This window comes from Amycolatopsis sp. FBCC-B4732, from assembly GCF_023008405.1.
GTDB lineage: Bacteria > Actinomycetota > Actinomycetes > Mycobacteriales > Pseudonocardiaceae > Amycolatopsis > Amycolatopsis pretoriensis_A.
Genome location: NZ_CP095376.1, coordinates 5,989,587 through 6,010,848 on the forward strand (window position 1 = coordinate 5,989,587; position 21,262 = coordinate 6,010,848).

Consider the following 21,262-nt stretch of genomic DNA (forward strand, 5'->3'; position numbering starts at 1 on the left):
CATGACCGGATTGCAGGACCGCCTGACCCCGGCGCAGATCGAGGAGTTCGGCCGCGAACTCGACGCGCTGCGCCAGCGGATCGTCGACGACCTCGGCCAGGAGGACGTCGACTACATCCACACCGTCATCAAGACCCAGCGCGGGCTCGAGGTCGCCGGCCGCGCGCTGCTGTTCGCCGGGTTCTTCCCGCCCGCGTGGCTCGCCGGCGTCGGCGCGCTGTCGGTGGCGAAGATCCTCGACAACATGGAGATCGGCCACAACGTCATGCACGGCCAGTACGACTGGACGCGCGACCCGGCGCTGAGCTCCCAGCGGTTCGAGTGGGACACCGTGGCGCCCGCCGAGAACTGGCGGCACTCGCACAACTACATCCACCACACGTACACGAACATCGTCGACAAGGACCGCGACGTCGGCTACGGCATCCTGCGGATGGACACGGCCCAGAAGTGGCACCCGTACTACCTGGGCAACCCGGTGTACGCGACACTGCTGGCGCTGTTCTTCCAGTGGGGCGTCATGCTGCACGACCTCGAGGTCGAGAACGTCGTCAAGGGCGAGCGGTCGTGGGCCGACAACGTGCCGGTGCTGAAGAAGATCGTGCGGAAGGCGTCGCGGCAGGTGGGCAAGGACTACGTCCTGTTCCCGCTGCTGACCGGACCGCTGGCCCCGCTGACGTTCCTCGGCAACGCGACGGCGAACCTGACCCGCAACCTGTGGGCGTTCGCGATCATCTTCTGCGGCCACTTCCCCGCCGACGTCGAAAGCTTCACCGAGGAGGAGACGGCTTCGGAGTCGCGCGGCCAGTGGTACCTGCGCCAGATCCTCGGCTCGGCGAACATCTCGGGCGGCCCGCTGTTCCACATCATGAGCGGCAACCTGTCCCACCAGATCGAGCACCACCTGTTCCCGGACATCCCGGCGCGCCGCTACCCGCAGATCGCGGGCGAGGTGCGCGCGATCTGCGAGAAGTACGGCCTGCCGTACCACACGGGGCCGCTGCGCAAGCAGCTCTGGTCGGTCGCGAAGAAGATCGTGAAGCTCGCTCTCCCGCAGACTTCGCCGTCCCCGACTACCGTGGAACCCGACCGGCAGCTCCGAGCAGCGTGAGGGTGACATGGTGGGCCAGTTCGAACGAGACAAGGACACCCTGCAGGTGATCACCGAATCGGCCGCGACGCACGTCGGCAACATAGCGTCGATCATCACCGGCGCGATCCGCGACATCGCCCGCGAAACGGGCGACTGGCTCACGGATGTCATCGAGATGCGCGAGGCCGCGCAGCGCGCCCGGGAGGACGACCCGGACACCCCGTGACCCGACGTTCGTGAAGGCCTCCTCGAGGAACCCAGCGTTCCTCAAGGTGGCCTTCACGGCTTTCGCGGTCCGGAACTGTCGGTGGTCCCCGGTAGCGTGGAAGACGGGGGGCGCCCCCGCGGGCACCGCTCGTCCGCGCCGGCTTCCGCGAACTCCTCGGCCGGCCGCCGAACCGACCCGTCTGCGGACCGCCGCTCCACGCCCCACCGCAACGGCAAGCGCGGCGCCCCGCGAGCCCGGTCATCCGCACCGGGCCACCTCCGCTCGCCGCGCAGGTCGCGAATGACTCATTCGCGACCTCCGAGGTCCCCAGCGAGTCATTCGCGACGCAAGCGAGCCGCCTCGCCGACCGCGGAGAGCCCGGCCCGGGACGTCATGAACGACCCTTTCACGTCACCAGACGCCGTGAACGACCCGTTCACAACATCCGAACCGGCCCCAACCCGGGCGCTTCCCCGACTCCGCCCCGGGGGAAAACCGGATGGGCAACGCTCCCCGCCCCGGCGAAACTGAACCGGTGACCAGCCTCGACCTACCCCGTCCCCACCCGCTCCGCCGGGTCTTCGGCCCCGTCGCCGCACGGGATTTCTGGGCCGAGTACGCCTGGCTGTGGCTCGCCGGCCCGCTCAGCCTGTTCGCCCTCTTCACCTTCCTCGTCGTCGTCATCGCCGGCCTCTGGCTGACGCCGGTCCTGCTCGGCTTCCTCGTCCTCGCCGGCGCGCTCCTCTACGCCCGCGCCCTCGGCGCCGCCCACCGCGGCCTGGCGAAAGCCCTGCTCGGCGTCAGCGTCCCCGCGCCGCGCCGTCCCGAACTGAAGCCCGGGCTCTGGAGCTGGGTGAAGGCCCGCGTCGGCGACCCCGCGGGCTGGCGCACGGCCGGCTACCTGCTGCTGCGCCTCCCGCTGACCTTCGCCGGCCTGCTCGCCGTGGGCTCCGCGACGGTCTACGGCGTGGCCGCGTCGAGCTTCGCCCTCTTCTGGTTCCCGCTCGGCGAACGGGAGCTGCCGACCTTCGGCATCCGGGCCGACCACTGGGCGGGCGCGCTCGCCTGGTCCGCGTCGGGGCTGCTGGTGCTCGTGGTGCTTCCGTGGGTGACCCACGCCTTCACCGCGCTCGACCGGCTGCTCGTCGTCGGCCTGCTCGGCGAACGCGTGCTGTCCGAACGGGTCCGCGACCTCGAGGCCAGCCGCGCGACCGCGGTCGAGGACGCCGCTCTCCGGCTGCGGCGCATCGAACGCGACCTCCACGACGGCGCCCAGGCGCAGCTCGTCGCGCTGTCGATGAAACTCGGGCTGGCCAAGGAAGAGCTGGAAGGCGCCGACCTGCCCCAGGTGAAGGAGCTGGTCACCGCCGCGCACGCCAACGCGAAGCAGGCGTTGACCGAGCTGCGCGACCTCGCCCGCGGCATCCACCCGCCCGCACTGGACGCCGGGCTCGACGTCGCGCTCGCCACGCTCGTCGCGACGTCCGGGATCGACGCGCGGGTCACCGTGCACCTGCCGCGCCGGCCGCCGCCGTCGCTGGAGACGATCGTCTACTTCAGCGCCGCCGAGCTGCTCACGAACGCCGCGAAGCACGGCGGGACGACATCCGTCGAAGTCACCGAGGAGCGCGACGTCCTCTGGCTGCGCGTGCGCGACGACGGGACCGGGGGCGCCCGGATCGTGCCCGGCGGCGGGCTGGCCGGCGTCGCCGAACGCCTGCGGACGGTCGACGGCGAGCTGGCCGTCACGAGCCCGGTGGGTGGTCCAACCGAAGTGATCGCACGGGTGCCGCTGCCCCGCTAGGGTCGCGGCATGCGGATCGTCATCGCGGAGGACTCCACCATCCTGCGCCAGGGTCTCGTCGAGCTGCTGACCTTCCGCGGCCACGAAGTGGTCGCCGCGGTGAAGGACGCCGACGCGCTGCGGACCGCCGTCGAGAGCCACACCCCCGACGTGTCCATTGTGGACATCCGGATGCCGCCGACGCACACCGACGAAGGCCTGCGGGCCGCGATCGCCCTGCGCGGCGAACTCCCCGGCTGCGCGATCCTGCTGTTCTCCCAGTACGTCGAGACGAAGTACGCCGCCCAGCTGCTGGCCGACCGCGCCGGCGGCGTCGGCTACCTGCTGAAGGACCGCGTAGCGGAGGTGTCGGACTTCCTCGACGCGCTGCGCCGGGTCGCCGACGGCGAAACGGTGCTCGACCCCGAAGTCGTCAGCCAGCTGTTCTCCGCGACGCGCCAGACCGACGCGCTCGGCGGCCTCACCCCGCGGGAACGCGAAGTGCTGGGCCTGATGGCCGAAGGCCGGTCGAACTCCGCGATCGCGGCGAAGCTGTTCCTTTCGGCCGGTTCGGTGGAGAAGTACGTGACGTCCATCTTCGGCAAGCTCGGCCTGCCACCGTCCGAAGGGGACAATCGCCGGGTGCTCGCGGTGCTGCGCTACCTGGACTCCTGAGCCTTACGCTGGGAGTCATGTACTCCACCGAGATCGAGGTCCGCACCGGCTCCGAAGCCGTCGTCCACGACCTCACCCACGAGGCCGAGACCTTCCTGCGCGACGCCGACGCGACCGACGGGCTGCTGCACGTCTGGGTCCCGCACGCCACCGCCGGGCTGGCGATCGTGGAGACCGGCGCCGGCAGCGACGAAGACCTGCTGACCGCGCTCGACGAGCTCCTCCCCCGCGACGGCCGCTGGCGGCACCGGCACGGGACCCCGGGTCACGGCCGTGACCACGTGCTCCCGGCGCTGGTGCCGCCCTACGCGACGATCCCGGTGCTCGGCGGCGTGCTCGCGCTGGGCACCTGGCAGTCGATCTGCCTAGTGGACACCAACCTCGACAACCCGGTCCGCCGGGTGCGGTTCAGCCTCCTGGCGGGCTGAGCGGCCCGGCCACAGCGTCACCAGCAGGCCCGCGGCGAGCAGGGCACCCAGCACCCAGAGCCCGGTGGTGACGTCGGGCGCGCCCGGCACGCCCTGCAGCAGGCTGCGGAGACCTTCGGCCGGGAAGCGGAACGGCGTCCACGACCACAGCAGCGCGCGGTAGGCCGGGTTCAGCAGCTCCGGCACCTGGCCGGCGACCGCGGGCGCGACCAGGTAAAGCGGCCCGAGCACGGCCATCGCGCGCAGCCCGAGCAGCCGCAGCAGCCCGGCCTGCACCGCCGCGAACGCCGTCGCCGCGAGGAAGACGAAGCCGAGCACGCCGGCGTCCAGCGGGAGCGCGGAGTCCCACAGCGCGAAGAACCCGGCCACCGCCGCCGTGAGCAGCACGCCGACGCCGACGACCTGAAGGAACCGCGCTCCGGCGCCGATCTCGCGGCCGGTCCGCTTCGCCAGCTGCGTCAGGCCGAGGCCGGCGACCAGCGCACCGATCCAGGTCAGCGCGGACGCGGCCAGCGGCGCGGTCCGCCCGGCCGGGCTCACCGGGTGCAGCACCTCCTGCTTCGGCGGCCCGGCCAGCGCGGTCGCGGCGCCGGTCAGCGCCTGCTGCGCGACCTGCGTGCCCGCCGGGTTGACCGCGCCCGACGTCACGACCGTGGCGACCGGACCCGGCGCCAGTTCGAGCACGCCGTAGACCTTCTTGTCCGCCAGCAGCTGCCGCGCTTCGGCCGGGGTCGCGACGGTCCAGGCGAGCTGGCCCCCGCCGTGCGCGGCGAGGCGCTGGGCGATTTCGGGCGGTGCGGCGACGGCGACCGGGACACCGTCGGGCGCGACGGTGGCCTGCGCGCCGAAGGTGAGGAACCCGAGCACCACCGCCACCAGCGCGCCGGCCGCGGCGGCGACCAGGGCGAGCGCCCCGGCGGGGCGCCGGACAGGACCGGTCATGACAACCTCCAGTTATTCGTCGCTTGTTGAATTCAAGCTACGACGTCCTCGCCCCAGCAGTCAACACGTGTTGAATAGCGACCCCGGTAGCCTCGATCCCGTGACGAAGAAGCGGCTGGTGCTCTGGGACATCGACCACACCCTCGTGGACTTCACCGAGCTGGGTTCGGCCTGGTACGCGACGGCGTTCACCGCCGCGACCGGGGCGACCCTGCGCGTCAACCCCGTGTTCGGGGGCCGCACGGAGCTCGCCACGACGACCGACCTGCTCACCGCGAACGGCTTCGAGGCCGCGCCGGAGACGATCGAGGCGCTGTTCAAGGCCCTGGTCGCGGAGTCCGAACGCGCGGCGCACCGCTTCCCGGTGGAGGCCCGCGTGCTGCCGGGCGCGGCCGAGGCGCTGACCGCGTTCGCCGGGCACGACGGTGTCGTCCAGACGCTGGTCACCGGCAACCTGCCGGAGATCTCCCGGCACAAGCTCGTCGCGTTCGGCCTCCAGGAGCACCTCGACCTGGAGATCGGCGGCTACGGCACGCTCTCGGTGCACCGCCCGGACCTGGTCCCGCACGCGATGGGGCTGGCGGCGGCCAAGCACGGCACCGAGTTCGACGCCGACGAGGTCGTCGTCATCGGTGACACCCCCAACGACGTCAAGGCGGCGCTGGACAACGGCGCGGTCTCCGTCGCCGTCGCGACCGGCCACTTCTCCGCCGGGGAACTGTCCGCGGCGGGCGCGCACACCGTGCTGCCGGACCTGGCCGACACCGACGCCGTCCGGGCCGCCGTCCTCCGCTGACATCCTCCTGAGGAGGGGGAAACCCCTCAGTCGAAAGGACGACTCCCCTAGGGGAAATCTCGTCCCCATGCCCGATGTCCACGGGCGCCACCGCTCGACAGACTCTTCCCATGACTCAAACAGGGGCGGCGGGGAAGCTCGCCGGAGGGGGACGCGTCCGGGGGACCGTCGCGGTGCTCAGAGAGCGGCTGCCGTTCACCAGCAGCGTCACGGCCGCCATGCTCGTGCTCGCCGTCGCGTCCGGCGCGCTCTGGAGCGCGGCCGAAGACCGCGCGGCCTACCCGTTCATCGCCTACGGCCTGCCGTCGCTGGAAGCGGGCCGGTGGTGGACCATGCTCACCGGGCCGTTCTTCGCCGTCATCCCCTGGTACTACCTCCCGATGGTCGGCAGCTTCGCGCTCTTCGCCGGCTTCGCCGAGTGGCAGCTGGGCACGCGGCGGGCAATGGCCGTGACCATCGGCGGCCAGCTCGCCTCCGTGCTCGTCGCCACCCAGTTCCTCGCACTGTGCCGCAACTCCGGCTGGCTGTGGGCCGAGCGGGTCGCGGGCAGCCTCGACGTCGGGTTCTCCGGCGGCGCGCTCGCCGCGGTCGCGGTCGCCAGCGCGACGCTGCGGCCGCCGTGGGCGCTGCGGCTGCGGGCCGGGCTGTGCGTGTACGCCGGCGTCGCGATCGTCTACGTCGGCACCCTGGCCGACCTCGTGCACTTCTTCGCGCTGCTGCTCGCGATCCCGCTCGGCAAGCGGCTCGTCGGCCGGCACCGCGCCGGGGAAACGACGGGCCCGAACCTGCGGGAATGGCGGCTGCTGGCCGTCGCGGGGCTGCTGCTGCTCACCGTCGCCGAGATCGTGATGTTCCTCGTGCCGGGCGATGGCCCGTTCGGCTCGGCCGAAGGGGTTTCGCTGTCGGCGCCGGAGCTGGCGGTCCTGGTGGTGCTCGTGGTGCCGATGCTCAACGGGCTGCGCCGGGGCGGGCGCGTCGCGTGGCGCTGGGCCGTCGCGCTGTCGGCTTTCGTGACGCTGCAAGGGCTCGCCGTCGCCACGCTCGTCGGGCTGGCCGACGTCTTCGGCGGGGACTACGACACCGAGGGCCTGCCGCTGTTCTTCGTCGACAATCTCTTGTGGACGGTCGAGCTGGGCGTCCTGATCGCCGCCCGCCACGCCTTCCGCGTGCCTTCGCGACGCCGGCTGCGGCGCCACGCGCAGGGCCCGGGGCCCGCGCTGGCGCGCACGCTCCTGGGCCACCACGGCGGCAGCACGCTGTCGTGGATGACGACCTGGCCGCGCAACACTTACTTCGTCCGTGCAGACGGCCGGTCCTACCTCGCCTACCGGCGGCACGCGGGGGTCGCGGTCGCGCTCGGCGACCCGATCGCGCCGGACGGCACCGCGGCGGCCACGGTCACCGAGTTCACCACGATGTGCGAAAACTCCGGCCTGGTGCCGTGCGTGTTCTCGGCGACGGAGGCCACCGTCGCGGCGACGCGCGAGCAGGGCTGGCAGCACGTCCAGGTCGCCGAGGACAACGTGCTGGACCTCGAGGGCCTCGAGTTCCGCGGCAAGGCGTGGCAAGACGTCCGGTCCGCGCTGAACAAGGCCGCCAAGCAGCAGATCGACTTCCGGCTGGTGCGCTTGGCCGACCAGCCGGAACCCATCCTCGCCCAGGTCCGGGCCCTCTCGGAGGAGTGGATCGCCGACAAGGGCATGCCGGAGATGGGCTTCACCCTCGGCGGGCTCGACGAGGCGATGGACCCGGCCACCCGGGTCGGCCTCGCGGTCGACGCGGAGGGCACCGTCCACGGCGTGACGTCGTGGCTCCCGGTCCACACCGGCGCGGGCAAGATCGGCGGCTGGACGCTCGACGTCATGCGCCGCAGCGCCCACGGCTTCCGCCCGGTGATGGAGTTCCTCATCGCCTCGGCCTGCCTGGCGTTCCGGGAAGAGGGCGCGCGGTTCGTCTCGCTGTCGGGCGCACCCCTGGCCCGCAGCGGCTCCGGCTCGGCGCGGCCGGTGGACCGGGCACTGGAGTCGCTGGGCCGCGTGATGGAGCCGTACTACGGTTTCCGCTCGCTGCACGCGTTCAAGGCGAAGTTCCAGCCGCGCCACGTCCCGCTGTACCTGGCGTTCCGCGACGAAGCCGACCTCCCCCGGATCGGGCTGGCGCTGAGCCGGGCGTACCTGCCGGACGTCCGCCTGCGGGAGCTGGCGAAGCTGGTCAGCAGCTCTCGGGCACGCTGATCCGCAGGGGGAAGGGGTCGAACTAGACGACGACGTGGTGGACCGCCTCGGCATCGGCGTCGGCGTCGGCGATCAGCGCGGTGCCGTCGTCCTCGCCCGCCTCGGTCCACGCGGTGACCTTCGCGGCCTGTTCCCTGCCGCTCGCGCAGTTCCCGCCGATGCCGGGGCCGGACGAGCCGTCTGTCCGCGTCACCGCCCATGCGGGCGGCCTGCCGAATTTCCGGCTAGCGGTAGGTGGTCGGCGGCGGAGTCGTCGTGCCGCGGTCGGCCGGCGGCACGAACCGGTAGCTCCGCACGATCCCGACCAGGTCGTCACGCACCGAAGGGCCGCCCCGGTCGCTGTCCGCGTACGCCACCACGATCCCGGCCGTCCCCGAGTCCCCGCCGAACGCCATCGCCGCCACGAGCGCGTGCTTCGCCGCGCACTCCCCCGTTTCCGTGGGGACGACTTCCGCGACGACGATCCGCGACGGCGCTTTCGTCCCGTCGGCCTTCGTGAGCTGTGCGTCGGTCCCGGCGCCGGCGGTCACCGCGGCAAGCGGACCGTCGACCGGGCTGAACGCGCTGACCCCGACGTCGGTGACCGCCTTCCGGGCCGCCGCGTCGAGATCGGTCAGCGGCTCCGTGGACACGCCGGCGCCACCGAGGTCGCTGGTGCCGCAGAAGTGCTCGCCCAGGAACGCGCTCGTGATCAGGCGGAGCCCCGGGATCGCGCCGGTCTGCTCCCAGCCGTGCAGCGTGCCGGGTTCGGGCTTCCAGTTCGGCGGGACGTCGTAGGCGTAGGAACCGTCGCGGCCGGCCACCGACTGCCAGCCCGTGACCACCGGCGGAACCGCTGCGCGCGGCGAGGGCGTGACCACCACCGGCGAACGCGGCGACGGCGTCGAGGACGCGTCACGCGGCTTGCCGACGCCCAGCGCGTTGAGCACCCCGGCGACCAGCGCGATGAACACCAGACCGAACCACGGCGCCCGCCGCCACTTCAGCGGCTTCGCGGCCGGGCGGATCCGCTTCGGCCGCGCGCGCTGGACCTCCGGCGCGTCCGCGGGTTCGTAACCGCCGAACCCGCGGAGCGCCGCGTTGTCCTCGTACCCGGGCTTCGGGTCGTCGGATCGCCGGTGGAACCGGGCCATCAGGACCGGACGAGCTTCACCAGGTGCTCGACGACGGCGTCGACCGCGATCTCCTCGCGCTCGCCCGTCCGCCGGTCCTTGACCTCGACGACGCCGTTGGCCAGGCCGCGCCCGACCACGAGGATGGTCGGCACACCGACCAGCTCGGCGTCGGCGAACTTGACCCCGGGCGTCGCCTTGCGGTCGTCGAGGATGATCTCCAGACCGGCGTTGTCCAGCTCGGCGGCGATCTTCTCGGCGCCGGCGCGCACCGCGTCGTCCTTGCCCGCGATGACGACGTGCACGTCGAACGGCGACACTTCGCGCGGCCAGATCAGGCCGAGGTCGTCGTGGTTCTGCTCGGCGAGCACGCCGACCAGCCGCGAGACGCCGACGCCGTACGAGCCCATCGTGATCCGGATCGGCTTGGAGTCCGGGCCCAGCGCGTCCAGCTCGAACGCGTCCGCGTACTTGCGGCCCAGCTGGAAGATGTGCCCGATCTCGATGCCGCGCGCGGCGACCAGGGTGCCCTGGCCGTCCGGCGACGCGTCGCCCTCGCGGACCTCGGCGGCCTCGATCGTGCCGTCCGGGGTGAAGTCGCGGCCGGCCAGCAGGTCCACTACGTGGTGGTCGACCTTGTCGGCGCCGGTGACCCAGGCGGTGCCGGGGACGATCCGGGGGTCGGCGAGGTAGCGCACGCCGTTGTCCTGCAGCGCCTTCGGGCCGATGTAGCCCTTGACCAGGAACGGGTTCTTCGCGAAGTCGGCCTCTTCGAGCAGCGCCACCTCGGCGGGCTCCAGCGACGCTTCGAGGCGCTTCATGTCCACTTCGCGGTCACCCGGGACCGCGACGCAGACCAGGTCCCACTCCTTCGCGCCCGGCTGGCGCGTCTTGAGCATGACGTTCTTGAGTGTGTCCGCGGCGGTGAACTCGCGGCCGAGCCCGGCCGCGTTGAGGAAGTTCACCAGCGACTCGATGGTCGGCGTGTTCGGCGTGTGGTGCACCTGCGCCTCGGGGCGGCCCTCGATCGGCTGCGCGGGCGGCGGGGGCGTCACGACGGCTTCGACGTTCGCCGCGTAACCGGAGTCCGTGCTGCGGACGTAGGTGTCCTCGCCCGTCTCGGCGACCGCGAGGAACTCCTCGGACGCCGAGCCGCCCATCGCGCCCGACGTCGCCTTCACGACGACGTACTCGAGGCCGAGGCGGTCGAACAGCTTCGTGTAGGCGTCGCGGTGGGCCTGGTAGGAGCGCTCCAGGCCCTCGTCGTCGAGGTCGAAGGAGTAGGAGTCCTTCATGACGAACTCGCGGCCGCGCAGGATGCCTGCGCGGGGGCGCGCTTCGTCGCGGTACTTGGTCTGGATCTGGTACAGCGTGACCGGGTAGTCGCGGTACGAGCTGTACTCGCCCTTCACGGTCAGCGTGAAGAGCTCTTCGTGCGTCGGGCCGAGCAGGTAGTCGGCGCCCTTGCGGTCCTTGAGGCGGAAGAGGCTGTCGCCGTACTCGGTCCAGCGGCCGGTCGCCTCGTAGGGCTCCTTCGGCAGCAGCGCGGGGAACTGGATCTCCTGCGCGCCGATGGCGTTCATCTCGTCACGCACGACGTTCTCGACGCGCCGCAGCACCCGCAGGCCCAGCGGCAGCCAGGAGTACCCGCCCGGGGCGACCCGGCGGACGTAGCCGGCGCGTACCAGGAGCCGGTGGCTCGGTACCTCGGCGTCCGCCGGATCCTCGCGCAACGTGCGAAGGAACAACGACGAAGTCCTGGTGATCACTGCGGGGCTCCCTGCGCCGGGCGGGTGTGAAAGTCCCGCTCAGGGTAGTCACTCACCCCGCCGTGACTCCAACGGGTTACTCGGCGGCCGTTTTCGTCGGAGGTCACCGCTAGCTTCGGGGCATGGCGATCCACATGGGCATGATCACGATCGACTGCGCGGACCCGCGCGGTCTGGCGCAGTTCTGGACGGCAGCGCTCGAGACGACGGTCGCGCAGGACTACGAGGGCGAGTTCCTCATCCTCGCGCCCGCCGAGGGCGGTCTCCCGCTGGCGCTGCAGCGGGTCCCGGAGCCGAGGGCGGGCAAGAACCGGGTGCACGTCGACTTCGGCGGCGACGATCGCGAGGCCGAGGTGAAACGCCTGGTGGGGCTGGGTGCGAAGGTGCTCGCGGTGCACCAGGTACCGGGCCTGACCTGGACGGTGCTGGCCGATCCCGAGGGCAACGAGTTCTGCGTTTCGGGAGGTGAGCACTGAGCGCGCGGCGGCGCCCGGCGAGCGGGTAGAAAAGGCGGCATGAGCGCTCGCGTACTGCTGCCCTGGACCGACATCGAGGTGCCGGAAGGGGTCGAAGCCGCGTACTACGACGGCGGCGAGGCGGTGCCGGACGGCCTCGACGACGTCGAGTTCTACGTGCTGCCCTACGACCGTGGGCCCGAGCCGCCGAAGCTGATCAAGGAGCTGCCCGCGCTGCGGGTGGTGCAGTCGCTGTCGGCCGGGGTCGAGGCGCTGGTGCCGCTGCTGCCCCCGGGCGTCCGGCTGGCGAACGGGCGCGGCCTCCACGACCTGAGCGTCGCCGAGCACGCCCTCGCGCTGATCCACGCCGCCCAGCGGGACCTGCCCCGCTGGTTCGCGCAGCAGGCGCGGGGCGAGTGGGTGCGCGAGCACACGCGGTCGCTGGCCGACAGCCGTGTCCTCCTGATCGGCCACGGCTCGATCGGGCAGGCGATCGAGCGCCAGCTCGTGGCGGCGGAGGCGGTGGTGACGAGGGTGGCGAGCCGCCCGCGTCCGGACGAAGACGTCCACGGCGTCGCCGAGCTCCCGGAGCTGCTGCCGCACGCCGACATCGTGGTGCTGATCCTGCCGGACACGCCGGCGACCCGCGGCCTCGTCGGCCGCGCGGAGCTGGCGGCGCTCCCGGACGACGCCCTGGTGGTGAACGTCGGCCGCGGCACGGCGATCGACACCGACGCGCTGGTGGCGGAGACCCGCGCCGGCCGGCTGCGCGCGGGCCTCGACGTGACCGACCCGGAACCCCTGCCCGCCGACCATCCACTGTGGACGGTTCCGGGCGTGGTGATCACCCCGCACATCGCGGGCGGCTCGGCGTCCTTCTACCCGCGCGCGAAGAAACTGGCGGCCGAACAGCTGCGGCGGTACGTGCAGGGTGAGGAGTTGCTCAACCTCGTGGAGCACTGAGGCTCCGGCTCACGCCAGCACGTACACGTACCACTCTTCGGCGACGCGGTACCCGCACCGCTCGTAGACACCGAGCGCCCGGTGGGCGTTGTCGACGTCGACGTTGAGCGCCGACCGGTCGAACCCCGCCGCCTTCGCGGCCTGGAGCGTGTGGCCCAACAGGCCCGAGGCGACCCCGCGCCCGCGCAGCGCTTCGCGCGTTCCGACCCAGCTGGCGTTGAGCTCGCGGATGCCCGTCGCGGCGGCGTCGGACGCGTAGAAGTGGCTCAGCACGAACGCGAGCACCTTCTCCCCGTCGAGGACGAGGAACGACAGGTCCGGCCGGAAGTCCTTCGAGCCGGTGACCAGGTGCCGCCACGCCTCCGGCTCGTAGAGCGTGCTGCCCCAGTGGTCGGCGAACGTGTCGTTGCGCGCGTCCAGGACGGCGCGGTCGTGCTCGAACCCGAACGGCACCGCCTCGAAGCCGTCCGGCAACGGCGGCTGCGGCAGCAGGTCCGCCAGCCCGACGCGCATGGTCACCATCGTCCGGCGATGCCGGTAGCCCGCTCCGGCGAGCACCCCGGCGATCCAGCGCTCGTTCTCGTGCAGACCGTGGTGCAGCTCCAGCGGCGCGCCCGGGAAGGCGCGCTCGTGGACCTCGCGGCTCGTCCGCGAGAACCACTCGGCCAGGTGCGCGCCGAGGACGTCGTCGCGGTGGTCCGGGTGCACGATCGACTGGAGCCGGATCATGTGCACGGGGTCGGCGGCGTCACGGCGGCGGATCAGGCCGTACCCGACGAGCCGGTCGCCCGCGAAGGCGCCGGTCGTGGCGCGGGCCAGGTCGATGCTGGGACCTTCCAGCTCCTCACGGAGGTCTTCCTCGCTGAAGTGCTCACCCGTCCGGTCGATTTCCTCGGCCGCCGCGTACAGGCGGGTCAGCGCCGGAACGTCGGCGAGCGTCAACGGGCGCCAGGTCAGGTCCATGCCGGGAGGCTAGGCCGGACGGCGGCGCCCGCGCACCCCGATTTACGCTCGGACCGTGCTGGTCCTCCTCCCCCCTTCAGAGACCAAAGCCGACGGCGGCCGCGGCGGCCCCCTCGACCTCGGCGCGCTGTCGTTCCCCGAGCTGAACCCGGCGCGCGCGAAGCTCGCGGACGCGCTGGTCGAGCTCGCCGCCGACGTCCCGGCCAGCCTCGCGGCCCTGGGCCTCACCGAGCGCCAGGCCGGGGAGGTCGCGCGCAACGCCGAGCTCTGGACGTCCCCGACGATGCCGGCCCTGCGCCGCTACACCGGCGTCCTCTACGACGCCCTCGACGTGAAGAGCTTCACGAAAGCGGCCCTGGAGAAGGCCCACCGCCGCCTGGCGGTGACGTCCTCGCTGTTCGGCGTGGTTTCGGCGACCGACCCGATCCCGGCGTACCGCCTGTCGGGCGGCAACTCCCTGCCTTCCCTCGGCACGGTCCGCGGCCACTGGAAGCCGGTCCTCGAGCCGGTGCTGCAAGCGGTCGAAGGCCTGGTCGTGGACTTGCGTTCCGGCACGTACTCGGCCTTCGCCAAGCTCCGCCCGGACGCAGTGACGGTCCGCGTGGTCACCGAGAACGCCCGCGGCGAACGCGTGACGGTCAGCCACTTCAACAAGGCGTACAAAGGCCGTCTGGCGCACGTACTGGCCGCCACCCGCGCCGAACCGTCCACTGTGGACCAGCTGGCGAAGGTCATCACGAAGGCGGGCCTGGTCGTCGAGCGCACGGGCGAGCACGCGCTCGAACTGGTCACCGAAGGCTGACGGCCCGCTCGAACAGGGCGCCGGAACCGCCGGCCCCGTCGGCGATCCGCACCAGCCGGAAGCCCGACCGCCGGTAGTAGGCGTGCAGGCGGGCATTGCTCTTCCACGCGTCGAGCCGCAGCCACCGCTTGCCCCGCCGCGCGGCTTCCTCCGCGGCTTCGTCGAGCAGCCACGCCCCGACCCCGTGCCCGGCAGCAGCGCGGTCGACCGCGAGATGGCTGACGTACAGCGCGGCGGCCGGCTCGTGCGCCGGACGCCAGAGCGACGCCGCTTCTTCGCCGAGAGTCATGGTCGCGACCGGCACCGGCGCCGGCCCCGCGGTTTCCGCCACCCGCAGCGCACCGGTCGCGAGGCCCGGCCGCAGTTCGTCGGCACGCCACGGCGCTCCCGCCCACTGGTCCAGTCCCTGCGAGCCGAGCCACGAGACGGCGCCGTCGAGGATCGTGAGCAGCGCGGCGAGGTCCGCCTCCTTCGCTGGGCGGAGGCGGTGGCCGTTCAGAAGCGATCCGGGCTGAACGGCGTCAGGTCGAAGCCCGGGTCCTCCCCCACCGCCAGCGCCGCGACGAGCTTGCCCGCGAACGGCGCGTTCGTCAGCCCGCCCGCGCCGAACCCCGTCGAAACGGCCAGCCCGGGACGGAGCGAGCCGAGGATCGGCAGGCCGTCCGGCGTGCCCGGGCGGAAGCCGACCCGGGTCTCCGAAAGCGTCGCGTCCGCGAGACCGGGCGCGACCGCCAGCGCGTTGTCCAGCACCTCACGCTGCCCGGCGGCCGTGACGCGGTAGTCGAAGCCCGCCTCCGCCTCGCGAGTCGCGCCCGCGACGACCCGGCCGCCGCCGAACGCGAGCAGGTAGTGGCTGGTGCGCGGCAGTACCACCGGCCACGCCGCCGTGTCCGTGCCCGGCAGGTCGAAGTGGCTGATCTGGCCGCGGTGCGGCGTCACCGGCAGATCTATGCCCAGCGGCGCCAGCAGATCGCGGCTCCACGCGCCGGCCGCGACCACGACGCTGTCCGCCGCCAGCGGTCCCGCCTCGCCCGCGACCGTGCCGTCGGCCCGGAACGCGACCTCCCCTTCGACGAATTTCGCACCGTGGCGTTCGGCGTCGCGCAGCAGCACGCGGCGCAGTTCGTGCCCGTCGACGCGGCCCGCACCGCTCAGGTGCACCGCGGCCAGCCCGGGCGCCAGCGCCGGGAAGAGTTCGCGGGCCTGCGCCGGGTCGAGCCGGCGGACCTCGCCGACTTCCGGCGCGTCCGCCGCCCGCTTCGCCAGCCGTTCCTGTGCCTCGTCGAGTTCGGCCTCGTCGGCCGACACGATCATCCCGCCGACGACCTCGAACGACGAACCCTCGAGCTCCGCGGCGAATTCGCGGTAGTACCGGCCGGCGGCCGAGGCGAGCGGGTACACCGCGTCTTCCCACCGCGACGTCCACGGGCTGACGATCCCGGCACCGGCTTCGGTCGCCGTCCCCGGCCGCGCCGCGTCCGCCACGACCACTTCCACACCGCGGCGCGCCAGGTGCCAAGCCGTCGCCGCGCCGCCGATTCCGCTTCCGATCACGAGCACTCGCATGGTTTCCACCCTGCCCGAACATGCCGCGCCCGAGCCAGCGGGATTGTCCCGCACGGCCGCCCGGTCGGTCGTATGCTGCGCGCCATGCCCAGCCGTGCCGAGCGGTATGTCGCCCATCTCGACACCCTGACCGGGACCAGCGAACCCCGCCTGCAGCCGATCGCGTCGACCCACGACGGGCTCGACGACGTCATCGCGTTCGTCTACGCCGACGAACCGGAACCGCGCTACCTCACCGGCGCGACCTACGGGCTTTCGCTGGCCGAGCACCCGGACTGGCACGGCATGAGACCGGAGCTGTGGATCAGCGTCCGGTCCGACGACCCGACGTGGGCCCTGGCCATCGGCTACCTCGCCGAGCAGCTGCGCGGCACCTGCCCGTTCGTCTACGGCGACACCATCGACTTCGGCCAGCCGATCGCCGAGGAGTCCGCCATGACGGCGTTCGCCGTTTCGGCGCCCGCGGGCCTCGACGCGCACCAGTACACGCTGATCGACGTCGGGGGCGCCCCGATCAGCATCGCCGGCTGCTACCCGGTGCACGACGCCGAACGGAAGTTCATCCGCGAGCACGGCATCGACGCGTTCTGGCAGCTGGACTGGGACCTCTACGACGTCCGCCGCCCCCCGGTGATCTAGGACGGAGCCGCAGGGGCGCTCAGGTGCGGTACGCGGCCGTCGCGAGGTGGGCGAACGAGTGGACCAGCGGGTTGGTGGTGCCCTGCTGCCACGCCATGACCACCCGGCTCGGCGCCATCGCGGGCAGCGGCACCACGACCAGGTCGCCGGCCGGCTGGTGCCCGAGCGGGGTCAGGCCGACGGTGCCGTTCCAGAGGACCGCCTGCAGGCACTCCTGGACCGCGCGCACCACCGGGCCCTCCCGGGGTTCGCCGCCGTGCCAGTACGACTGCCACCGCGGGTCGGTGCCGTCCGGGAAGCGGAACCAGCGGCGGCCGGCCAGGTCGGCCAGGTCCAAGCGGTCGCGCGTGGCCAAGGGGTCGTCGGCGCGCAGGACCGCGCCGACCGGGTCCGTCCGCAGCTCGTGCACCGCGAGGCCGGTCTCGTCGAAGGGCGCGCGGGTCAGCGCCACGTCGACCAGGCCCGTGCGCAGGCCGCAGGTCGGGTCGGTCAGGTCGGTGTCGCGCACGCGGACCTCGACGTCCGGGTGCCGCTGCCGGTAGGCGTCGGCGAGCCGGACCGCGTGCGGGTCGGTGCTGTCGCCCAGGAGGCCGACGGTGAGCACCGCTTCGCCCGCCGCCGCGGCCACGCGCACGCGGGCGCGGTCGGCCTGGTCGAGCAGGGACCGTGCTTCCGCGAGCAGCGCCGCACCGGCCGGGGTGAGCGTGACCCCTGTGACCGAGCGCAGCAGCAGCACGGCACCGACGTCGCGCTCCAGCTGCTTGATCGCCCGGCTCAGCGGCGGCTGGCTCATGTGCAGCCGCGCGGCGGCCCGGCCGAAGTGGAGTTCTTCGGCGACGGCCACGAAGTACCGCAGCGTGCGCAGCTCCATGACCGGCGACGATAGTCATCCGGTATCGGCGCCACCGAACCGGTCTTGGACGCCCGTGCACCGGCGGCGGTGGAATCGGGGTATGACCGAACTGACCGATCCCGCCGTGCACGTCGACGGCGCCGACGAGATCGCCCCGGACCTGCTGGTGATCCCCAACCGCCGGGTCGACCTGGTGCCCAACATCGGCGTCGTGGGCGGCTCGGAAGCCGTCCTCGTCGTCGACACGGGCATCGGCACCGCCAACGCCGAGCAGGTGCTCGCCTTCGCCACGGAGGTGGCGAAGGGCCGTCGCCTGTACCTGACCACGACCCACTTCCACCCCGAGCACGCTTTCGGCGCCCAGGTGTTCGCCGGCGAGGCGACCTACCTGGTCAACCGCGCCCAAGCCGACGACCTGACCACCAAGGGCCCGGGCTACCTGGAGATGTTCCGGGGCCTGGGCGAGGTGGTCACCCGCCGCCTCGACGGTGTCCGGGTGCCGGTGCCCGACCTCGTCTTCGACGACGGGTACGACCTCGACCTCGGCGGCCGGACCGTCCGACTGCGCCCCACCGGCCGCGGCCACACCAAGGGCGACCAAGTCGTCGAGGTGCCGGACGCCGGTGTCCTGTTCACCGGCGACCTGGCCGAAACCGGGCAGTTCGCGATCTTCCCGTGGTTCCCGCCGCACGACGCCGACGTCTCGGGCGTGGGCTGGCTCGCCGTCCTGGACCGGCTGGCCGCCGCCGGGCACCGCGTGGTGGTTCCCGGGCACGGAGAGGTCGGCGGCGGTGCCGTACTCACCGACGTCCGTGACTACCTGCGGGAACTGCGGGACGAGACCTGGCTTCGGCGGGACTCGGCGATGGGCGTGGACGAGGTCGTCGCCGAGGTCCGCTCGCTGCTCGTCGAACGGCACCCGGAATGGGCTGGCCGGGAGTGGATCGAGCCGGGCGTCGCATGTCTGTGCACCGAACACGACGCCTGACCCGGATCACCGGACGCCGAGAACCGCCATCGCCGCGTTGTGGCCGGGGATGCCGCTCACACCACCTCCTCTCACGGCTCCCGCGCCGCACAGCAGAACGCGTTCGTGCGGTGTTTCCACGCCCCAGCGGCCGGCCTGGACCGGATCCTCCGCGAACGGCCAGGAAAGGTCCCGGTGGAAGATGTGCCCCGCCGGCAGGCCCAGCTCGGCTTCCAGGTCCAGCGGGGTTTTGGCTTCCACACAGGGTTTCCCGTCCGGCGCGGACAGCAGGCAGTCCTCGATCGGCTCGGCCAGCACGCTGTTCAGAGAAGCGAGCGTCGCGCGCAACGCCGCTTCGCGCGCCTCTTCGTTGCGCCCCTCGAAGAGCCGCGCCGGCATGTGCAGGCCGAACAAGGTGAGGGTGTGCGCGCCGGCCGCGCGTTCGGCCGGGCCGAGGATGGACGGATCCGTCAACGAGTGGCAATAGATTTCGCACGGCGGCAGCGTGGGGATCCTTCCCGCTGCCGCCTCGCGGTACGCCGCCTCCAGTTGCGTGAAGGTTTCGTTGACGTGGAAGGTGCCACCGAACGCCTCGGCCGGGTCGACGTCCGGGTCACGCAGCCTCGGCAGCCGCGAGAGCACCATGTTCACCTTCAGCTGCGCGCCTTCCGGCCGGCTCGGCGGCTCCTCGCCCAGCAGCCTCGCCAGCGTGGACGGCGCGACGTTGGCCAGGATGTGCCCTCCGACGGCGACGTGCTCGGCGTCGTCACGCCGGTACCGCACCTCGCCGCCGGGGTCCACCGAGAGCACCTCCGCACCGGTCACCAGGCGCGCACCCGCGGCGGCCGCGGCCGCCGCGAGCGAGCCGGTGACCGCGCCCATGCCGCCGACCGGGACGTCCCAGTCGCCGGTGCCGTTGCCGATCACGTGGTAGAGCAGGCACCGGTTCTGCCGCAGGTCCTCGTCGCCGGCCGGGGCGAACGTGCCGATCAGCGCGTCGGTGAGCACCACGCCGCGCACCGTGTCGTGGCCGAACCACGACGTGAGCGTTTCGCCGATCGGCCGTTCGAACAGCGAGGACCACGCATCGGCGTCGCCGATGCGTTCGCGGAAGTCCACTTCGGACAGCAGTGGTTCGGTGAGCGTGCCGAACGCGCGCCCGGCGACGCGCCCGGTCAGCTCGTAGAACCGTTGCCAGGCCGCGAAGTCCGAGGTGGACCCGGTGAGCGCCCGGAACGACGCAGCCGTCCGGCCGTCGTCGCCCGTGTCGACAAGGAGACCGGAGCCGCCCGACGGGGTGTACGACGACATCCGGCGCCGTCGCAGCTCCACGTCGAGGTCGAGGTCGGCCACGATCTTCTTCGGCAGCAGGCTGACGAGGTACGAGTAGCGCGACAGCCGGACGTCCACGCCCTCGAACGCGCGGAACGAGACGGCGGCGCCACCGGTCTCTCCCCGCCGTTCGAGCACGAGCACCGACCGGCCCGCCCGCGCCAGGTACGCGGCCGCGACGAGGCCGTTGTGCCCACCGCCGACGATCACCACGTCGTACGCGTCCATCTGCCCTCCCTTGTTCTGCCTGCCGGTTCATCGTGGCCACGGCCGCCGGCGGAATTCAAGGAAACGTCACGAACGGACCGTTCGCGCTATTCGGTTGCGCGGCCGGGGAACGGTCCGGCAAGCTGAACGCATCCGGCAGGGAGCCGGTGTGCAAGAGCGGGGAGGTGCCTGTCGTGATGGATGTCCGGGCCCTTTCGCGCCCTTGCCCACCCGCCCCCTGGAGCTGACCACGCGCCCGGTGGGGCATCCCTGATCGAGGAGAACCCCACCAGTGCGCCAGCACGACTTCGAAGACTTCGACCACTTCGACGACCAACCTTCCCGCCGTCGCGGAGCGCGTTCGCGCCGCGGGCGGTTCGACGACCCGGAGCCCACGCGCAGCGGGCGGCTCACCGCAGGCGAGCGCATCCGGCTCGCCAAGCTCCGCGACGACGCCTACACCGAAAACCAGCTGCCCGACGGCGCCGATCGCTGGTCGACCTGGGACGACGCCGAACACGGCCCGCGACCCCGGCCGGACTGGGTGGTCACCGAGCTCGCCGCGGTCGACACCGACCTCGGCGTCCTGAAGACCGGCAAGGAGGCCGACGTCCACCTGCTGCGGCGCGGGTTGCCCGGCACCCCCGGGACGCTGCTCGCCGCGAAGCGCTACCGAAGCGACGAGCACAAGCTGTTCCACCGCGACGCGGGCTACCTCGAAGGACGGCGGATGCGCCGCTCCCGCGAGATGCGCGCGATCGAGCACCGCACGGCGTTCGGCCGCAACCTCATCGCCGAACAGTGGGCCGTCGCGGAGTTCGCCGCGCTGAGTCGCTTGTGGACGCTCGGGGCACCGGTGCCCTACCCGGTGCAGCGCAACGGGACCGAACTGCTCCTCGAATTCCTCGGGGAGGAGGACGGAACCGCGGCGCCGCGGCTCGCCCAGGCGCGCCCGGAGCCCGGGGAGCTGAAGGACCTCTGGTTCCAGGCCACCGCGGCGCTCGAACTGCTCGCCGCCGAGGGGCTCGCGCACGGCGACCTCTCGGCGTACAACGTGCTCGTGCACCGGGGCCGGTTGATGGTGATCGACCTGCCGCAGATCGTCGACGTCGTGGCCAACCCCGGCGGCGCCGAGTTCCTGGCCAGGGACGTGCGCAACCTGGCGGGCTGGTTCCACGGCCGCGGGCTCGGCGAGCACGTGACGAACACCGACGAGCTGCTGGCGGAGCTCCTGTCCGCCGCCGGGCTCGGGTGAACGCGGGGCGGCGTCGCGGCTGTGGCGCGGAACACGTCTGCGACGCCGCCCACAACCAGTGACCTCCATGCGAAGTCCCAGCTCCGACTCGGGTACAGTATGTACAGACCGCAACCGGCGGCGTGGATGAGTTGGTGTCCGTCGCCTCCAGAGCCACCGAATGGCTCGCGGTGATCCGTAAATCCCATGCGGCGCGCAGTGTCGGCAAGCGAAGACACGG

22 protein-coding genes are annotated in these 21,262 nt (G+C 72.5%); 13 read left to right on the forward strand and 9 right to left on the reverse strand.

Annotation, left to right across the window (positions count from 1 at the left end):
• Nucleotide 1: 1 nt before the first annotated feature.
• From MUY14_RS25980 to MUY14_RS26000, 5 genes are all read left to right on the forward strand, one after another.
• Complete coding sequence (locus MUY14_RS25980; protein WP_247012739.1) at nucleotides 2-1,111, forward strand: acyl-CoA desaturase; 1,110 nt, start codon at nucleotides 2-4, stop codon at nucleotides 1,109-1,111.
• Between the two features lie 7 nt (nucleotides 1,112-1,118).
• Nucleotides 1,119-1,319, forward strand: a complete 201-nt coding sequence (locus MUY14_RS25985; protein WP_086859936.1) for a hypothetical protein — start codon at nucleotides 1,119-1,121, stop codon at nucleotides 1,317-1,319.
• Between the two features lie 481 nt (nucleotides 1,320-1,800).
• Nucleotides 1,801-3,105: a sensor domain-containing protein gene (locus MUY14_RS25990; protein WP_247012741.1), complete on the forward strand. Its 1,305-nt coding sequence runs from the start codon at nucleotides 1,801-1,803 to the stop codon at nucleotides 3,103-3,105.
• 9 nt (nucleotides 3,106-3,114) lie between these two features.
• Nucleotides 3,115-3,759: a response regulator transcription factor gene (locus tag MUY14_RS25995; RefSeq protein ID WP_125306195.1), complete on the forward strand. Its 645-nt coding sequence runs from the start codon at nucleotides 3,115-3,117 to the stop codon at nucleotides 3,757-3,759.
• 17 nt (nucleotides 3,760-3,776) lie between these two features.
• On the forward strand, nucleotides 3,777-4,187 hold the full coding sequence (locus MUY14_RS26000) for a secondary thiamine-phosphate synthase enzyme YjbQ (protein ID WP_247012743.1): 411 nt from the start codon (nucleotides 3,777-3,779) through the stop codon (nucleotides 4,185-4,187).
• Here the strand turns inward: MUY14_RS26000 and MUY14_RS26005 are convergent.
• Nucleotides 4,125-5,129 carry an ABC transporter permease gene (locus MUY14_RS26005; protein WP_247012744.1) on the reverse strand — a complete coding sequence of 335 codons (1,005 nt, stop codon included), beginning with the start codon at nucleotides 5,127-5,129 and terminating at the stop codon, nucleotides 4,125-4,127. The genes MUY14_RS26000 and MUY14_RS26005 overlap by 63 nt on opposite strands.
• A gap of 100 nt (nucleotides 5,130-5,229) precedes the next feature.
• On the opposite strand from MUY14_RS26005, the gene MUY14_RS26010 reads away from it, so the two are divergent.
• Complete coding sequence (locus tag MUY14_RS26010; RefSeq protein ID WP_247012746.1) at nucleotides 5,230-5,925, forward strand: HAD family hydrolase; 696 nt, start codon at nucleotides 5,230-5,232, stop codon at nucleotides 5,923-5,925.
• Between the two features lie 110 nt (nucleotides 5,926-6,035).
• On the forward strand, nucleotides 6,036-8,159 hold the full coding sequence (locus MUY14_RS26015) for a bifunctional lysylphosphatidylglycerol flippase/synthetase MprF (RefSeq protein WP_247012748.1): 2,124 nt from the start codon (nucleotides 6,036-6,038) through the stop codon (nucleotides 8,157-8,159).
• Between the two features lie 22 nt (nucleotides 8,160-8,181).
• On the opposite strand, the gene MUY14_RS26020 is transcribed toward MUY14_RS26015, so the two are convergent.
• The 3 genes from MUY14_RS26020 to MUY14_RS26030 are packed head-to-tail and all read right to left on the reverse strand — an operon-like array spanning nucleotide 8,182 to nucleotide 11,040.
• Nucleotides 8,182-8,352, reverse strand: a complete 171-nt coding sequence (locus MUY14_RS26020; protein WP_247012750.1) for a hypothetical protein — start codon at nucleotides 8,350-8,352, stop codon at nucleotides 8,182-8,184.
• Between the two features lie 31 nt (nucleotides 8,353-8,383).
• Nucleotides 8,384-9,292, reverse strand: a complete 909-nt coding sequence (locus MUY14_RS26025) for a hypothetical protein (protein ID WP_247012752.1) — start codon at nucleotides 9,290-9,292, stop codon at nucleotides 8,384-8,386.
• Nucleotides 9,292-11,040, reverse strand: a complete 1,749-nt coding sequence (locus tag MUY14_RS26030; protein WP_247012754.1) for a proline--tRNA ligase — start codon at nucleotides 11,038-11,040, stop codon at nucleotides 9,292-9,294. The genes MUY14_RS26025 and MUY14_RS26030 overlap by 1 nt, the downstream gene beginning before the upstream one ends.
• Nucleotides 11,041-11,162: 122 nt before the next feature.
• On the opposite strand from MUY14_RS26030, the gene MUY14_RS26035 reads away from it, so the two are divergent.
• Together MUY14_RS26035 and MUY14_RS26040 are read left to right on the forward strand one after the other, a co-directional pair.
• Nucleotides 11,163-11,516: a VOC family protein gene (locus MUY14_RS26035; protein ID WP_247012756.1), complete on the forward strand. Its 354-nt coding sequence runs from the start codon at nucleotides 11,163-11,165 to the stop codon at nucleotides 11,514-11,516.
• 39 nt (nucleotides 11,517-11,555) lie between these two features.
• Nucleotides 11,556-12,458 (forward strand): 2-hydroxyacid dehydrogenase, encoded by a 903-nt coding sequence (locus MUY14_RS26040; protein ID WP_247012758.1) that lies wholly within the window; start codon nucleotides 11,556-11,558, stop codon nucleotides 12,456-12,458.
• Nucleotides 12,459-12,467: 9 nt separating this feature from the next.
• Here MUY14_RS26040 and MUY14_RS26045 read toward each other — a convergent pair whose 3' ends face one another.
• Complete coding sequence (locus MUY14_RS26045) at nucleotides 12,468-13,421, reverse strand: GNAT family N-acetyltransferase (RefSeq protein WP_247012759.1); 954 nt, start codon at nucleotides 13,419-13,421, stop codon at nucleotides 12,468-12,470.
• 55 nt (nucleotides 13,422-13,476) lie between these two features.
• Between MUY14_RS26045 and yaaA the strand changes: the two genes are divergently transcribed.
• Nucleotides 13,477-14,223: a peroxide stress protein YaaA gene (gene yaaA / locus MUY14_RS26050; protein ID WP_247012761.1), complete on the forward strand. Its 747-nt coding sequence runs from the start codon at nucleotides 13,477-13,479 to the stop codon at nucleotides 14,221-14,223.
• Here yaaA and MUY14_RS26055 read toward each other — a convergent pair.
• Nucleotides 14,210-14,512, reverse strand: a complete 303-nt coding sequence (locus MUY14_RS26055; protein ID WP_247012763.1) for an N-acetyltransferase — start codon at nucleotides 14,510-14,512, stop codon at nucleotides 14,210-14,212. The genes yaaA and MUY14_RS26055 overlap by 14 nt on opposite strands.
• A gap of 206 nt (nucleotides 14,513-14,718) precedes the next feature.
• On the reverse strand, nucleotides 14,719-15,789 hold the full coding sequence (locus MUY14_RS26060; RefSeq protein WP_247012765.1) for an FAD-binding oxidoreductase: 1,071 nt from the start codon (nucleotides 15,787-15,789) through the stop codon (nucleotides 14,719-14,721).
• 84 nt (nucleotides 15,790-15,873) lie between these two features.
• On the opposite strand from MUY14_RS26060, the gene MUY14_RS26065 reads away from it, so the two are divergent.
• Entirely contained in the window at nucleotides 15,874-16,428 is a 555-nt protein-coding gene (locus MUY14_RS26065) for a suppressor of fused domain protein (protein ID WP_247012767.1), read from the forward strand.
• Between the two features lie 19 nt (nucleotides 16,429-16,447).
• Here the strand turns inward: MUY14_RS26065 and MUY14_RS26070 are convergent, their stop codons facing one another.
• Nucleotides 16,448-17,299, reverse strand: coding sequence for a LysR family transcriptional regulator (locus tag MUY14_RS26070; protein ID WP_247012769.1), 852 nt, complete (start codon nucleotides 17,297-17,299; stop codon nucleotides 16,448-16,450).
• Between the two features lie 82 nt (nucleotides 17,300-17,381).
• On the opposite strand from MUY14_RS26070, the gene MUY14_RS26075 reads away from it, so the two are divergent.
• Nucleotides 17,382-18,269, forward strand: a complete 888-nt coding sequence (locus MUY14_RS26075; protein ID WP_247012771.1) for an MBL fold metallo-hydrolase — start codon at nucleotides 17,382-17,384, stop codon at nucleotides 18,267-18,269.
• A gap of 6 nt (nucleotides 18,270-18,275) precedes the next feature.
• Here MUY14_RS26075 and MUY14_RS26080 read toward each other — a convergent pair whose 3' ends face one another.
• Nucleotides 18,276-19,808: an NAD(P)/FAD-dependent oxidoreductase gene (locus MUY14_RS26080; protein WP_247012773.1), complete on the reverse strand. Its 1,533-nt coding sequence runs from the start codon at nucleotides 19,806-19,808 to the stop codon at nucleotides 18,276-18,278.
• A 271-nt stretch (nucleotides 19,809-20,079) separates the two neighbouring features.
• Here MUY14_RS26080 and MUY14_RS26085 point away from each other — a divergent pair, with 271 nt between their 5' ends.
• Nucleotides 20,080-21,042 carry an RIO1 family regulatory kinase/ATPase gene (locus MUY14_RS26085; protein WP_247012775.1) on the forward strand — a complete coding sequence of 321 codons (963 nt, stop codon included), beginning with the start codon at nucleotides 20,080-20,082 and terminating at the stop codon, nucleotides 21,040-21,042.
• The last annotated feature ends 220 nt before the right edge of the window (nucleotides 21,043-21,262 follow it).